The 13,788-nt window shown below is 46.2% G+C and carries 15 protein-coding genes, 1 pseudogene and 1 riboswitch; of the genes and pseudogenes, 2 read left to right on the top strand and 14 right to left on the bottom strand.

The features are described 5' to 3' along the window. Positions 1–65 precede the first annotated feature (65 nt). From Q0785_RS00405 to Q0785_RS00380, 6 genes are all read right to left on the bottom strand, one after another. Positions 66–1,259, bottom strand: coding sequence for a trypsin-like peptidase domain-containing protein (locus Q0785_RS00405; RefSeq protein ID WP_298823694.1), 1,194 nt, complete (start codon positions 1,257–1,259; stop codon positions 66–68). A gap of 14 nt (positions 1,260–1,273) precedes the next feature. Then, the gene (locus tag Q0785_RS00400) at positions 1,274–2,140 is read right to left on the bottom strand and encodes a peptidylprolyl isomerase (RefSeq protein ID WP_298823692.1); all 867 of its coding nucleotides are present in this window, start codon (positions 2,138–2,140) and stop codon (positions 1,274–1,276) included. 130 nt (positions 2,141–2,270) lie between these two features. After that, on the bottom strand, positions 2,271–3,674 hold the full coding sequence (locus Q0785_RS00395) for a HAMP domain-containing sensor histidine kinase (protein ID WP_298823690.1): 1,404 nt from the start codon (positions 3,672–3,674) through the stop codon (positions 2,271–2,273). Next, complete coding sequence (locus Q0785_RS00390; RefSeq protein ID WP_298823688.1) at positions 3,655–4,335, bottom strand: response regulator transcription factor; 681 nt, start codon at positions 4,333–4,335, stop codon at positions 3,655–3,657. Before Q0785_RS00390 ends, Q0785_RS00395 begins: the two co-directional genes overlap by 20 nt. Before the next feature lie 104 nt (positions 4,336–4,439). Beyond that, on the bottom strand, positions 4,440–5,453 hold the full coding sequence (locus Q0785_RS00385) for a GTPase (RefSeq protein ID WP_298823686.1): 1,014 nt from the start codon (positions 5,451–5,453) through the stop codon (positions 4,440–4,442). A 64-nt stretch (positions 5,454–5,517) separates the two neighbouring features. Continuing rightward, on the bottom strand, positions 5,518–7,338 hold the full coding sequence (locus Q0785_RS00380; protein ID WP_298823684.1) for an LTA synthase family protein: 1,821 nt from the start codon (positions 7,336–7,338) through the stop codon (positions 5,518–5,520). A 160-nt stretch (positions 7,339–7,498) separates the two neighbouring features. On the opposite strand from Q0785_RS00380, the gene Q0785_RS00375 reads away from it, so the two are divergent. Beyond that, entirely contained in the window at positions 7,499–8,122 is a 624-nt protein-coding gene (locus Q0785_RS00375) for a flavodoxin family protein (RefSeq protein WP_298823682.1), read from the top strand. Positions 8,123–8,268: 146 nt separating this feature from the next. On the opposite strand, the gene Q0785_RS00370 is transcribed toward Q0785_RS00375, so the two are convergent. The 5 genes and pseudogenes from Q0785_RS00370 to Q0785_RS00350 all read right to left on the bottom strand — a co-directional run bounded on the left by Q0785_RS00370 (position 8,269) and on the right by Q0785_RS00350 (position 11,031). Then, entirely contained in the window at positions 8,269–8,799 is a 531-nt protein-coding gene (locus Q0785_RS00370; RefSeq protein ID WP_298823680.1) for a histidine phosphatase family protein, read from the bottom strand. A 188-nt stretch (positions 8,800–8,987) separates the two neighbouring features. Beyond that, on the bottom strand, positions 8,988–9,452 hold the full coding sequence (gene ribE, locus Q0785_RS00365; protein ID WP_223640475.1) for a 6,7-dimethyl-8-ribityllumazine synthase: 465 nt from the start codon (positions 9,450–9,452) through the stop codon (positions 8,988–8,990). A 41-nt stretch (positions 9,453–9,493) separates the two neighbouring features. Beyond that, positions 9,494–10,096: pseudogene (ribB, locus tag Q0785_RS00360) on the bottom strand (3,4-dihydroxy-2-butanone-4-phosphate synthase); the annotation flags it as partial. A gap of 17 nt (positions 10,097–10,113) precedes the next feature. Continuing rightward, positions 10,114–10,743: a riboflavin synthase gene (gene ribE / locus Q0785_RS00355; protein WP_298823673.1), complete on the bottom strand. Its 630-nt coding sequence runs from the start codon at positions 10,741–10,743 to the stop codon at positions 10,114–10,116. Further along, positions 10,744–11,031, bottom strand: coding sequence for a hypothetical protein (locus Q0785_RS00350; RefSeq protein ID WP_298823671.1), 288 nt, complete (start codon positions 11,029–11,031; stop codon positions 10,744–10,746). It abuts the gene before it with no gap. Positions 11,032–11,093: 62 nt separating this feature from the next. Beyond that, positions 11,094–11,264: riboswitch (FMN riboswitch) on the bottom strand. Positions 11,265–11,430: 166 nt separating this feature from the next. Between Q0785_RS00350 and Q0785_RS00345 the strand changes: the two genes are divergently transcribed. Next, positions 11,431–11,754: a CHY zinc finger protein gene (locus Q0785_RS00345; protein WP_298823669.1), complete on the top strand. Its 324-nt coding sequence runs from the start codon at positions 11,431–11,433 to the stop codon at positions 11,752–11,754. A gap of 32 nt (positions 11,755–11,786) precedes the next feature. Here Q0785_RS00345 and Q0785_RS00340 read toward each other — a convergent pair whose 3' ends face one another. The 3 genes from Q0785_RS00340 to Q0785_RS00330 form a co-directional block, all read right to left on the bottom strand. Beyond that, on the bottom strand, positions 11,787–12,275 hold the full coding sequence (locus Q0785_RS00340; RefSeq protein WP_298823667.1) for a GNAT family protein: 489 nt from the start codon (positions 12,273–12,275) through the stop codon (positions 11,787–11,789). Between the two features lie 121 nt (positions 12,276–12,396). After that, positions 12,397–13,221, bottom strand: coding sequence for a metallophosphoesterase (locus Q0785_RS00335; protein WP_298823665.1), 825 nt, complete (start codon positions 13,219–13,221; stop codon positions 12,397–12,399). A 96-nt stretch (positions 13,222–13,317) separates the two neighbouring features. Continuing rightward, positions 13,318–13,722, bottom strand: coding sequence for a VOC family protein (locus Q0785_RS00330; protein WP_298823663.1), 405 nt, complete (start codon positions 13,720–13,722; stop codon positions 13,318–13,320). Positions 13,723–13,788: the final 66 nt, after the last annotated feature.

The following is a 13,788-nucleotide window of genomic DNA, read 5'->3' as shown; positions in this document are numbered from 1 at the left end:
ACATGCCGCTTCGCCAGCGCGTCTTATGCCCGTCGAACCTACACGGGCACTTCCGCTTTTCTTCATCACATGCTCTCCGTCAGTTTCAACTCGAAGCTCTTGAGTTCTCCATTTCGGTAGGCTTTGACTTTCAGTGTATCGCCTACTTCAGTTTCGTTGTAAAGGTATTGGCGAAGCTCCAATACGGAATTCACTGGTTCCCCGTCCATTTCCACAATCACGTCAAAGTCTTCCATTCCTGCTGCTGCCGCTCCTGAATCTTCAACCACTGATTCGACGACGATGCCGCCTTTCACTTCTGCCGGCAAGTTCAATTGAGAACTGCGGTATTGGGCTGGCACTTCAGCCAGATCCAAAATCGCGACGCCCATTGAAGGACGATCTACAGCTCCTTCTGTTTCCAGGTCAGAAATAATCGGTATGGCGGTGTTGACGGGTATCGCCAGTCCGATTCCTTCCACAGCATCCTGGGCAATTTTCATGGAATTGATGCCGATCAATTGGCCCTCCGCATTGATCAATGCCCCTCCGCTGTTCCCTGGGCTGATAGCGGCATCGGTTTGAAGAACTTCTGACTGCCAGTCTTCAGTGCCATCCTGGTTTACGTCAATCGGTACTAAGCGCTCCGTCCCTGAAATGACACCCGTGGTCACCGATCCAGAAAACTGAAGTCCCAATGGATTCCCGATGGCAATAACCGGTTCGCCCGCCTGCAATACAGACGAATCTCCGAACTCAGCCACCGTTGAAATGCTGTCTCCTGGAACTTCCAACACAGCGAGGTCGGTCCAAATATCCGTACCGAGCACTTTCGCGTCGAGTTCTGTCCCATCCGACAAGGTGACCATTACTTCTTCTGCCCCTTCTACCACATGGTTATTAGTGACAATGTAAGCCATGTTCCCATCTTTTTTATAGATGACGCCCGATCCTACACCCGCTTCCTGTGATTCCGCATCTTCACTTGTCTGTGAAGCAAATGGATTTTGCTGCGCGGCCTGCAAATTCGAAACGCCTACTACTGCGTCACTGGTTTCTTCAACGATTTTCGTCACATCTGATGTGACAACTGTGGAGTTTGTCTGCAAACCGCTGACCCCTTCAGCTGTTGATGCCGGTTCAGCACTTCCGGGCTCTGCATCAGTCACTCCAGGTAAAATCACCCCCACCAGTAATGCTCCGGCAATCAATCCCGTAAAGCTGGAAGCGAAATACCCTTTCTTATTTCTTTTCGGTTCGGATGAATTATAATAACCCATGCTCATTTCCTCCTCTATTCTGCCAATTTATTGACGATATCGTATGACTCCGTTTTCTCTGCCAGCCATTCAGCGTATTTTGTATTTAATGCTTCGTCGAATAAGGTTTCTTCAATCTGTTCCTTGCTGTTTTCCAGTGTTGCTTCCACTGCGTCCGTTTTTCCGGTTACCTGTATGATATGGAATCCATAATCCGTTTCTACTGGATCACTGATTTCATCAACTTCCATACTGAATGCAGCTTGTTCAAATTCCGGCGCCATTTCACCTGCACCAAACGCTCCGAGAGCGCCGCCACTATCAGCATTGGCTGTATCTGTAGAATATTCTGCTGCCAGCTCGGCAAAGTCACCGCCGTCACCCAACTTAGCCTTAACTTCAGCCGCTTCTTCTTGGGTAGCAACCAAGATATGGCTCGCCTCTACTTGCGAAGGCTGATTGAATGCTTCTTTGTTTTCTTCGAAATAGGTGCTGATCTGCTCATCCGTTATCTCAATATCCGGTCCTACGATTTTTTCAACCTTCAAGTATATTTCCATTTCCTCTTTGAGATCATCTATCGACATTCCGCTTGATGCAAGAGCCTGTTCAAGCGCCTCTGCTCCGCCATAGCTTTCTTCATAGACGGCCATTTCCGCATCAAGTTCTTCCTGCGTCACCTTGACGTCAGCCTTATCCGCTTCCTGGTTGACCACTTCGTTGGAAATCATCGCATCAAGTGTGGCCGCTCCAGCGGAAGCCACCATTTTGTCGTACAATGCTTCTTTGGTTATTTCTGTATCTCCTACTTCAGCAACTGTCTCATCTCCTGAAAATGCCACCATCATAAAAATGGCTGTTGCCGCCAGTACGCCGATTCCGATATATAAAAGTTTTTTCACGTATATTCCCTCTTTTCCTAAGTCGATAGACAAAGCATATCAAGCAGTTATGAATAAACTATGACCAGAGTTTTAACAAAATTAAAAAGTTCAGCAAATAAAAATATGACCTGGAATTGGTTCTTCCAGGTCATTCTTTATGCGGCAGACGGATGATGAATCTCGTCCCCTGTCCTTTTTCGCTTTCCACCTGAATTTCTCCGTCATGCAACGTCACCAATTGTTTGACGATCGATAAACCCAGTCCGAATTGGCCGCTGCCCCGCGATAAATCCGCTTTATAGAATCGGCGCCAGATCATGTCGATTTCTTCGACATCAATGCCCGCTCCATCATCTTCCACTGTGATCACCATGTGGTCGGCTTCCGCATAGCTCGTCAGTGAAATAATTCCATTATCTGTAAACTGAATCGCGTTCTTGACAATATTCATCAGAATTTGAATCAGCCGGTCCATATCCCCGTATATGATGTCACAAGGATTGGTGTTGATGACGATTGAATCGCCTTTTTCTTTCGCCTGCAGATAAAGCTGTTCCTGAATAATTTCCAAAAGCTCATCTGCTTCGATTTCCTCTTTCGTCAGTACCACTTGATTGGATCTTATTTTTTCATAATCCAGATTTTCATTGACCAGGCGCATCAGACGTTTCGTCTCATCACTTGCCAGGCGGATGCCTTTTTCCCTTTGGCCTTCTTCAATCATATTGTTCCGCAAACCTTCGATAATTCCAGCAATCGTCGTTAAAGGAGTCCGCATTTCATGCGAGACGTCCGCCATGAATTGGCGACGGCGATTTTCAAGCCGGTCGATTTCCTCGTTTGATTGCTGGAGTTTGGCGGCCATCTTGTTGAAGTCATGTGCCAAATCTCCAAACTCATCAAAATTCGACTCGGGCAGATTAACATCATAATGGCCTTCGCTGATCATTGAGGTTGCTTTTCGCATCCGCTGAATCCGGCTGACATGCAATTTCGATAACCATAGGCTGAGCAGCAAAGCGATCGCCAAAGCCACCAGGACCGTCGTGATCAAGGTTTTATTCAACTCAGCGATCATTTCACTGACGCCGCTGACGGGCGAGGCGAGCAGGACTCCTCCTGCTAACTGGTTATTTTCGAAATAAGGCATGGCCACAAATGTCACTGTAAAATCGAATCGGTCCACGTCACGATTGACGACAAGCGTATCTCCCTGTTCAATGACATTCCACTCTTCCTGCGTCAGTTCCACTGGAGGGAAGGAACCGGACACCGGATACAAAATCCGGCTTTGCTGGTCAAAAACGATGAAGCTGATATTCTGTGCCTCAAGAATCGAGACATAGGCCTGCAGATTGGTGCCAGGACGCGCCCGTTCCAGCTCGGCAATAATCCGCTCCCCATAACTTTCAAGTTCTTCGGCTTTCTCGCCATAGGCAAAATCATCCACATATCGCACGAATAAAATACTTAAAATCAAAAAAGCAATCAGCAAAATGCTCATATGGCTGGCGATCAGCTGATAGAAATACTTAATTCGTGTGTTCTTCAAATTTATAGCCAACTCCCCATACCGTATGGAACAGCTTGTCCCCGCCGTTGATTTTTTTGCGCAGGCGTTTAATGTGGACGTCCACCGTCCGCTCATCGCCATAAAACTGGTAGCCCCATACCTGTTCCAACAACTGTTCGCGGCTGAACACCTGTTTCGGATGCTGCAGGAAGAAAATCAGCAGATCAAATTCTTTTGGAGTCAGGCTGTCGACTTCCTGTCCGTCTTTGATAATATCCCGTGTTTCCTTATTGACAATGAAATGGACGGTTTGAATCAGATCCGATACAGGTTCCGTTTTCTGGGTACGCCGCGTGACCGCTTTGATGCGCGCCATTAAGGTCAGCGGACTGAACGGTTTGGTCACGTAATCATCCGCCCCCATTTCAAAGCCGATGACCTGGTCGGATTCACTGTCCTTAGCTGTCAACATAATGATGGGAACGGCGTTTCCTTCTTCGCGGATTTTGCGGCATAACGCTATGCCGTCCATTCCTGGGAGCATCCAGTCCAGTATCAGCAAATCATAGTTGCCATCTTTGTATTTTCGGTAACCTTCCAGCCCATCAGCCGCAAAATCACCTTGGATGCCTTCTTTTGAGAAGAACAGCTCAAGCATGGAGCTGACGCTCGGATTATCTTCCACTACCAATATCTTCATCCTGCACCTCCGACTATCTTTCTCCTAAAGTTAAATGACAAATCCGAAAGACGCAAGCAACTTGAAAACCGCCCTTCAAGGTTCGAAGGGCGGTTCAGCGACTCTTAGGCTTTTTTCTCTCGATTTTTCAGCTTTTCAAACAAATCGCCGATCATATCATAATCAATGGCAATATTATTCTCATAGGCGTATTTCACCCCATAACCGAGCGCCAATGTCATGGATGAAGCCACAGTTCCACCGATGATGGATCCTGCTCCGGGAATGAATTTCAGCGCCTGGCGATAAATGGTGTGCCCGATGGTCTGCGTAGCTGTGACGACAATCATGTCTTTTGCCGCTTTTTTAGTCAGCGGCTTGTCGTATAGATTTGATAATTTGATGATCAACCCTGCCTGCAATGTGGTCAGCGGCAGTACATCAGAACCCGGAATCGGCGATGCACCGATGACACCTGCCGAAACGCCGGCGCCTATGATCCAACGTGTAGCAGCAGAGGATTTTTCTTTCATGCTTTTGGCGAAGAGCAGGTCCTTACCCTTCTTTTCGAGCAAAAAAAGGATTTCCTTCTTTAAGGTTTCCAAATTTTCTTCTGTCTTCGAAGAAATCGGAATGACTTTATATTTATGGGCGGTATGCTCTTTGACAAACTGGACGATGGACGGAATATTTTCAGCCGCATCGATTTTATTTAAGACAATTAAAATATCTTTATTGTGTTTTTCGATTTCAAGGAATTTCTCTTTTTCACTTTCAGAAAACACTGTGCCTGCTGCATTCAGGAAAAACAGCACAACATCGGATTTCTGGACAAACTCCAACGTTTTTTTAGGGTTTTCGTCATTTGGATCATTCAATCCCGGTGTGTCCATGAATTTGATGTTTTCCAGTCCACGGATATTGTAAGGATCTACACTGACCGTTTCTCCCGGCATCGGATTGGTGCTGGCGATATCCTCTCCAATGATTTTATTGACGGTGGATGACTTACCGGCATTCACTTCACCGATCAACGAAATCAACAGCTCCTGTTCGAGCGCGTCATTGACTTTTTTCATTTCGTTTTCAAACATTTTGTCCATCGCCTGAATGACCTCTTTTTCAAATTCTTTTACCATAGACCGGTTCCCCCTCATCTCTTACTTACATTCTATTATAACGGCTTACGCTCTACTGAGGAATTCATTCCTCGATATACCCTTTCAATAAGGTATCCGCGTAATTCATCAGCGTTTCCGTATCATCGATATGTTTTTTCGCTTCGCTGTTTTTTGCGCGTTCACTCATGGTTTTCAGGTCATACAAAACTTCCGGCAGTTTCGCTCCCGGCGCTTTATACACTTGTTCCGACTGGATGTAAGACCCTCCCGGCAAATAATAGCGCATGCCCAATAGATTCTTTTTATATTGGAACAGGTTATGCCCCATCATCGGCTCGCCATGTTCAACGCCGAGCAAGGCCAAAAGCGTCGGCATGATATCCACCTGGCCGCCGAGGCGGGTCATTTCAGTTTCTTCAAACAAGTTCCCTCCTGTAAAAATCAGTGGAATGGTGAATTGGTCTTTCAGTGAGTAATCATGTCCTAAAAAGCCGCTTAACAAGCGTTGGTCTTCATCAGTAACCAGCGTACCATGCATACCTGAATGGTCTCCAAAAATAGCGATCAGGGACTCATCATAAATGCCCTGGTCTTTCAGTGCCTGAATAAATGCACCAATTTGTTCGTCTGCGTAGCGGATCGATTGCAGATAATTCCCAATGTACATTTCTTCATACCCAGCTGGCAAATTCAGATACTGCATATCATCCGGCATTTCGAATGGTGTATGGCTGGTGACGGTTACGATATTGGCATAGATGCGTTCATAAGCCTCAAGCTGCCGAGGCAGCTCATTCGCTGCAAAATCGAACAGCACTTCATCGGCTGGGCCGAAACCGACCTGTTTGATATCCGGAATCTCCTCGATCGAAAAAATCTCCTCGTAGCCAAGAACTGGATAAAGGACGTCCCGGTTCCAAAACGCCACATCGTCAGCATGATAAGTGGCAGAGCCATAGCCTTTTTCCTTCAAGGTCCGTGCCAATGACGGTGCTTCTTTACCTGTCAGGCTATTGGCCGTGGGAATCATCCCCTCCGGATACAAGCCTGTATTGACCATCCATTCGGCATCAGAGGTTGTACCGGCCCCCACCTGCTGAAAGACATTTGAAAAATAAGCACTTTCACTCAATAGCTCATTTAGATGCGGTGTAATCTCTTGGCCATTCAAGCTCCGCCCGATGACAAAATTCTGCAGGGATTCCACTTGAATGACAAATAAATGGCGGCCTTCGGCAACTCCAAAGCTTTCCTGCTCACTGATCTCCACATATTTATTGCCTTTAAGCTCTTCCAGCTCTTTTGCTGACAGTTTGGTTGAGGAAGCGTGTGCAGTTTCATTGGAGCGGTTATACAACTGGGCTATCTGAGACTGCAGGAAACCATTTTCTTTTGCAAAATAGGAAACGTCGATGATTGGTTGTTGAAGTGCATAAACAATGGTCACCGTACAAATCACCGCCGTACTGACAGCCATGTAGTTCAATCCTGTAAACTTCACAGGATTTTTCCAACGCCGCGCTATGAATACTAATAGGACAGCGTCCAGGAAAAAGAGGAGATCCCATGGAGTCGACAGCATCGTAATGGTATTGCTGACAGAGCCGGTCTGCGTCAATTGCTGCAGATCGTAATAAGAAGGAATCGTGGAATAATAGCGGATATAAAGTGTAACTGTAAAAAAGATGACGGAAACCAACAGGTTGAAAAGCCACACCGCCCGCCACAATTGATTTTTAGCGAGTATTAAAATAATTGACAGCAGAAAAGCCCACATCGGGAATTCAATCAGTATGATATGCAAAATCGATTTTGAATCAAAAATAAGCACACGAAAAACGCTCACTTTAATCAATAACAAAAGAAAAATGAGGCCATATGGCAGCAAATCGGTTTTTTTCATTTGGAACACCTCTTTTCTACAGACGAATACTCGAATTGGATGTTGCATATATTATTTTCTAACGGGAATAGAGGACTGTATAAGTTGAACTGCTATTTCGCTGATCAGCAGCGGATTCGGTTGAATTTATAGAGACTGATTACCTAAAAGGAGCGATACCATGCAAACATTAAAAGCGCTTTTTCTTAATACTTCGTTAAAAAGTTCAAAGGAACCTTCTCATACAGAAGGATTCATCAATGATGTTCAATTCCATTATAATCAGTTGGGGGTAGAATCTGAAATTGTTCGTTTGGCTGATTATTCCATAGCCTATGGCGTCCAGGAAGACATGGGCGAGGGAGATGAATGGCCGCAGATCCTGGAAAAAGTATTAGCTGCTGACATTGTCATCATCGGTACCCCCATATGGCTCGGAGAAAAAAGCTCGTTGGCCACGCAGGCAATTGAGCGCCTTTACGGCAGCAGCAGCGTTACCAATGACAAAGGACAAGCTATTTTCTATAACAAAGTCGGCGGTACCGTTGTAACGGGAAATGAAGATGGAGCCAAACATTCAGCGGCTTCCATTCTCTATGGACTTTCTCATATCGGCTTCGTCATCCCGCCGAACGTGGATGCATACTGGGTAGGTGAAGCCGGTCCCGGCGATTCCTATATGGATGCTGGCCGGGACAACGAGTTCACAAAATCAGCCATCCAGCGCCTCGCCTATAATACCTATCATTTAGCTGGCATGCTGAAAAACAATCCCATTCCAAATGAAGGAAACACGCTTGAATAATCAGCCTGTTTAATAACAGGGTAAAGCAAAAGCGGACGCGTTTCAGGCCGGCAGCAAGTTAAACGCTGCCGGCTCTTTTGCCTTGCTTTAAAGGCGGTCAAGCTCCAACTTTCAGATATGGAAGATCTGCATTCCACTTTATGGAATCAACTCCAAATACGTGTCACGGAAGGTATCCCTTGTTTTATAGTCACTTCATAGACATCCGGATTGGTTAGTTTTCTCCACTCCGAAAACCCATAGCTTTCGTCGATCTGCTTCAGCAGCAACCCAAGCAGGTTCCCGTGGGTCACCGCTGCGGTTCTATCTTTCATTTCACTCAAGACTTCCATGGCTCGGGCCGTTGCTTCTTTTCCCGATTCGCCTCCTGCAAATTTCAAATCTGCATCCCCAAAAGACTCTTCCAACTTTTCCATCCAGTCAGGCAAATCTTCAGTGCTTAACACGCGTTCTGCCAAGCGGTCATCGATTTCAATCGGCAAATCCTGCTGGTCTGCTGCCGGTTCGATGGATTGGATGGCACGTGTAAACGGACTGGAAATAAAATGGACCACCTGCCGTCCCCTCAAAAACTCCGCCAAATCCTGCGCTTGTTTTCTTCCCGCTTCAGTCAATTCTGCATCCGGAGATTGTCCGGTCGCCTGGCAATGCCTGATTAAATAGATGGTCTTGTCCATAACTCTCCCCCTAATTCAATTTTCCCCATTCAGATACTCTTCAGAAGTATCCTTCAGTCACTTCACTATTTTCTCTGTAGTCAGCTTCATTCTGATTCATCAGTCCTACTGCTGTTATACTTTCCATTCCCCAAATTCAGCCTTTTAACCTCAAAAAAACTCCTGAGCGAAAGCTCAGGAGTGCTGTATTATAATTTTTTCATCAGATTTGCCATTTCAATGGCACCCGCTGCTGATTCCCAGCCTTTGTTGCCGGCTTTTGTTCCTGCACGCTCAATTGCCTGTTCAATGGAGTCCGTCGTCAAGACTCCAAAGATGACCGGGATATTGGCTTGGTCACTGGCTCTTGATACTCCCTTCGCGACTTCACTGCAGACGAAATCAAAATGAGGAGTTGCGCCTCTGATGACTGTCCCTAAAGTGATGACTGCGTCATAGTTTCCACTCATCGCCATTTTTTTTGCTACAAGCGGAATTTCAAAAGCTCCTGGCACCCAGGCAATAGAGACATCATCTTCTCCAACACCATGGCGCTTCAAAGCATCTTCCGCGCCGCCCAGCAATTTACTCGTGATAAATTCATTAAAACGTCCGACAACTATGCCGATCCGCAGTCCTTCACCGTTTAAATATCCTTCAAAATGTACAGTCATTCAGTTCCATCTCCTCTAGTAGATTAGTAGGCTGTCGTGTTTTGTTTTTTTTGCTGGTAGGATACCAGATCTTTAATCGTGAGAATGCCAAGGCCGAGCCGTTCCGCCACTTTCAGCAAATCGTCCACACGCGCCATTGTGCCGTCCGGATTCATGATTTCGCATATGACGCCTGCAGGAGGTGATCCCGCAAGCTTCGCCAAATCGACAGCAGCTTCGGTGTGTCCAGTGCGGTCAAGCACCCCGCCATCTTTCGCAATCAATGGAAAAATATGCCCAGGACGTTTAAAGTCTGTTGCTTTCGCATCCGCTTTCACTAAACTGGTGATCGTGTGGGAGCGTTCAAAAGCACTGATTCCCGTCGTTGTATCTTTGTGGTCGATACTGATGGTGAAAGCAGTGCCGAATTCATCTGTGTTATGGTCGGTCATTAGGCCGATCTGCAAACTTTGGGCGATGGATTGGGCAATTGGCACACAGATCAGCCCTCTTCCTTCAGTCGCCATCAAGTTGACGATCTCAGGTGAAGCAAACTCTGCCAATGCGATAAAATCACCTTCATTTTCCCTATCTTCATCATCGATGACAATGATGGCTTTGCCATTCTTCAAATCTTCGACGGCTTCTTCTACGGTGTAGAACATCTCTTCAACGCCTCCTTTTAAAATCCATTTTCCGCCAGCCAGCTTCTGCTGATTTTCGGTTCTGCTGTCTGGACACGTTCGGTGTATTTCGCCAACAGATCACATTCGATGTTGACCTTGTCGCCGATGCCTTTTTCGCCTAACAGCGAATCTTCCTGTGTTGTGGGAATCAAAGAAATGGTCACCGTATTATGGCCAAGCGCAAAAATCGTCAATGAAGTTCCATCGACTGCAATGGAACCTTTCAGCATCATGTACTTCATCAGCTGGGGATTGAGCTCAATTGTCTTCGTCACAGCATTCGCTTCTTTTTTCACTGAACGGATCGTACCGACGCCATCAATATGTCCACTGACAAAATGGCCGCCGAAACGCCCGTTAGCTGGCATAGCACGTTCTAAGTTCACACGTCCGCCTGCTTTCAATCCGATCATCGTCGAAGACTTGACCGTTTCCGGGATGACATCGACTGTGAATGTGCTGGAACTGAATGTAGAGACAGTCAAACAAACTCCATTAATGGAGATGCTGTCTCCGCGTTTAATGTCTTCTAAGATCAGCGCACAGGAAATCGTTAATTCCATAGCCTGGGGTTTAGTGCGGACTGAAGCGACATGGCCGACTTCTTCGACAATACCTGTAAACATTTAGGCACACTCCTCCGTTCTGTTTGCCAGACTGTATTCAATTGGGGCCGTACAAGTTTTTGGGTGCTTTCCACCATGGGGCGTATGGGTGGTGAGGAAAGGGTTGCTCAGAAGGTTTTGTATCCATAAATAAATGTACATGTGCCCTGCTTCTTTTTCAGGATTGCCGGTTTTCCGGCAGTTTTTCTTACCTTGAAGAAGCCCATTTTCCTTGAAGGAAAGGAGCGGGATTAAAAATGATCGCATCGTGATTTCAGGGACTGGTCCCTGAAAAGAATTTTTGGTCATACAAATTCCTCCTTTCAATTTCAACTAATTGAAAAGAAGAGGCACATAACGAAGCCGATCTCTGAATTCTTCTCCCATCCAGACTGTAACTGTCGGTGCTGGAATTTCACCAGCTCCACCGCTTGAGCGCTCAAAACATAGTGGCCTATGTCCGCATTCGCTCAATCGGGTCACGGACTTGCAGTTTCCTGCTCACCGCCGGTAAGGAATTTCACCTTGCCCCGAAGAATTAGATTCGTAGTTTCGTCCCTTTCATAGTAGCATAGAAAGATACTGAACCCTATAAATCGAAGTGATTATTTTCAATTAGCGCTGCAAACCAGCACCCGAAACAACCAGTGAAGATTTTCAGGATTCAGCTTATACGTTCTATGCCCTTTTCAGAAAGGAAGATTTGATATGGCTCATCATCAAAGAGTGAGAGGCATTCAAGTAGATGCCGAAACACGTTGTGCCCATTACCATTCCCCCATAGACCGCATCGCCATCAAGTTCTTTTGCTGCCAGGACTATTTTCCATGCTTCGAATGCCATGAGGCTGCCGGCTGCGGAAAGCATCAGGTTTGGCCAAGGGACCGTTTCCATGAAAAGGCGGTTTTATGCGGAACCTGCGGATACGAACTGTCTGTTGATGAATATCTAGCTTGCACATCTATTTGTCCAAGCTGTTCTTCACCGTTCAATCCAGGCTGCAGTCTGCATAGGCACCTTTATTTCGAATAAACGCAAAAAGCCAAGCGGCAGCATTTCTGCTGTCACTTGGCTTTTTTTGTATACAGGGACATAACATATTGCTCGCCTTTAGAGCGCATAATCCGTCTGCCTGTGTCTTTAAACCCTGCCTTTTGATATAGGCGCTGAGCTGGTATATTGCGGGCATTGACCCCCAGCACCACTTCATCAAAATCAGGGAATTCCGATTCCATGAATTCAGGCAATGCATAGATTGAACCGGTCGCGATGCCTCTGCCCTGAAATTTCGGATTCACAGAAAACCCCCTCAACAACAATGCTTTCGGGTTGTCTGAGTATTTCTTGCGGTCTTCCGATTCATCCAATTCAAAAAATCCGGCATCTTCTCCACGTGCTTTGATGATGATGAAATGCTTTAATGGATCTTTGGCATCTTTTTCCACAATTTCTTTCGGCAACCGTGTAAACTCCAGCTGATCTGATGGCAGATCATAGTCGATTGACACTTTTGAGGAATAACGGTGCAATGAAACTTCTTTTTTCTTGATCACACTTAGCAGCCTCCCTGTTTGCGTTCACTAATCATCGATCGGCTTGAAACCGGCAAGCCTGGTCAGCTGCCGTTGATTGGGCAGACATCAGTCAGCATATAATCCACAATCCATCTTGCGCTTATCCTTTTTCCAGTGTTACAACAACGATTTCCGGCAAATTGAAAATACGGACAGGAAAAGTACTGTTGCCAAGTCCGCGGCTGACAACCATTTTCGATTGGCTTTTTTCGAAGATTCCTTCCGTCACTTTAGGAAACCACCCTTGCCCCGGAGCAATCAACCCACCGATTCCAGGAATACGGATTTGTCCCCCATGAGCATGGCCAGAGAAGACGACATCTACGCCTCTTTCCGCATAGATAGGAAAATATTCCGGCCGATGTGCCAGCAACAATGTAAAATCGTCCGTCAGCTGTGCCTGATCGAGGCTATGCCGAGTGACTTCTTCTTCATGGAAATCAGGTTCCATGAGCGGATCATCGATTCCTGCAATCTGGATTGACTCCTCCTCTTTTCTCCATTCGACAGAATCATCCGCCAGGACCGTGACACCTCGGTCCTGCAATGCTTCCATAATTTCATCTACTTTATTGGAAGCCACTTCATGATTGCCAGTCACATAATAGACTTCACTCATTTCTACAAGGGCATCCACCAAAACCAAGCTGGCATCCAGATCATAGCGGTTGCTGTCCACAAGATCTCCTGTCAAAAAAATGGCATCAGGTTCAGCTGCTTCAACCTTTTCAATCAGCGACGATTGATTTCTTCCAAAAGTCGCGTTATGTAAATCGGATACCTGAACAATTCTTGCTCCATCGAAAGCTTCCGGCATCTCATCCGATGCTATTGTATATTCAGTGGTTTGCACCCACTTATTGCTGCTCCAGATTCCACCCAACACCACTAGCGCGAGCAGTAAGAATACTGCAAGTTTCTTCATAAAAATTAACCTCTATTCGATTCTGATTCAGTCCATGGGGTTATCATACCCCATCTTTTCTTTTGGCGGCGCAGCCAAAAACGCTCCAGGCTTTCCTTATGCATGGACGTTCACTTCACCTGGTGCTGTGATTTCAATTTTCAAGCGATCAGGACCTTCAAGGAAAACCGCATAATAATTTGGACCACCTGCATAAGGGTGAAGATCTTCATACAGGACTTGCGCTCTCCATTGTCTCATTTTTTGAGTCATCACGTCCACTTGCACGCGTGAAGCCGCCTGAAAGGCTAAATGGTTCAACCCCGTTTGTTTCCGGTGATATGGAATCTGGATGAATTGTTCCTCCGTTTGTACAAACACGATATATGTAGGACCTGACTTGTAGCTGAAGCCTTTTTCCCATTCCTGAAACAGGGCATACCCGAGCGGCGGCAACAACTCGCTGTAAAACGATTTAGCTTCCGGTAAACTTGAAACATTAAGTTCTACATGATGCAGCAATTGCTCCAGCTCCTTTCCGTCTCGTTACCAATTGTCTCCAAGAAAAGCACATATTCCAGTGAAGCC

The sequence above is a fragment of the uncultured Planococcus sp. genome (genome assembly GCF_947501725.1).
GTDB classification, from domain to species: Bacteria; Bacillota; Bacilli; order Bacillales_A; family Planococcaceae; genus Planococcus; species Planococcus donghaensis_C.
Note: the sequence above shows the minus strand (reverse complement) of the source record. Positions and strands in the feature narration are given on the sequence as shown.

Coding starts and splice junctions, on each gene's coding strand:
- Q0785_RS00345 (WP_298823669.1), top strand. CDS start 11,431: ATGGCTCATCATCAAAGAGTGAGAGGCATTCAAGTAGATGCCGAAACA.
- ribE (WP_298823673.1), bottom strand. CDS start 10,743: ATGTTTACAGGTATTGTCGAAGAAGTCGGCCATGTCGCTTCAGTCCGC.
- Q0785_RS00350 (WP_298823671.1), bottom strand. CDS start 11,031: ATGACCAAAAATTCTTTTCAGGGACCAGTCCCTGAAATCACGATGCGA.
- ribE (WP_223640475.1), bottom strand. CDS start 9,452: ATGACTGTACATTTTGAAGGATATTTAAACGGTGAAGGACTGCGGATC.
- Q0785_RS00370 (WP_298823680.1), bottom strand. CDS start 8,799: ATGGACAAGACCATCTATTTAATCAGGCATTGCCAGGCGACCGGACAA.
- Q0785_RS00405 (WP_298823694.1), bottom strand. CDS start 1,259: ATGGGTTATTATAATTCATCCGAACCGAAAAGAAATAAGAAAGGGTAT.
- Q0785_RS00390 (WP_298823688.1), bottom strand. CDS start 4,335: ATGAAGATATTGGTAGTGGAAGATAATCCGAGCGTCAGCTCCATGCTT.
- Q0785_RS00380 (WP_298823684.1), bottom strand. CDS start 7,338: ATGAAAAAAACCGATTTGCTGCCATATGGCCTCATTTTTCTTTTGTTA.
- Q0785_RS00385 (WP_298823686.1), bottom strand. CDS start 5,453: ATGGTAAAAGAATTTGAAAAAGAGGTCATTCAGGCGATGGACAAAATG.
- Q0785_RS00375 (WP_298823682.1), top strand. CDS start 7,499: ATGCAAACATTAAAAGCGCTTTTTCTTAATACTTCGTTAAAAAGTTCA.
- Q0785_RS00335 (WP_298823665.1), bottom strand. CDS start 13,221: ATGAAGAAACTTGCAGTATTCTTACTGCTCGCGCTAGTGGTGTTGGGT.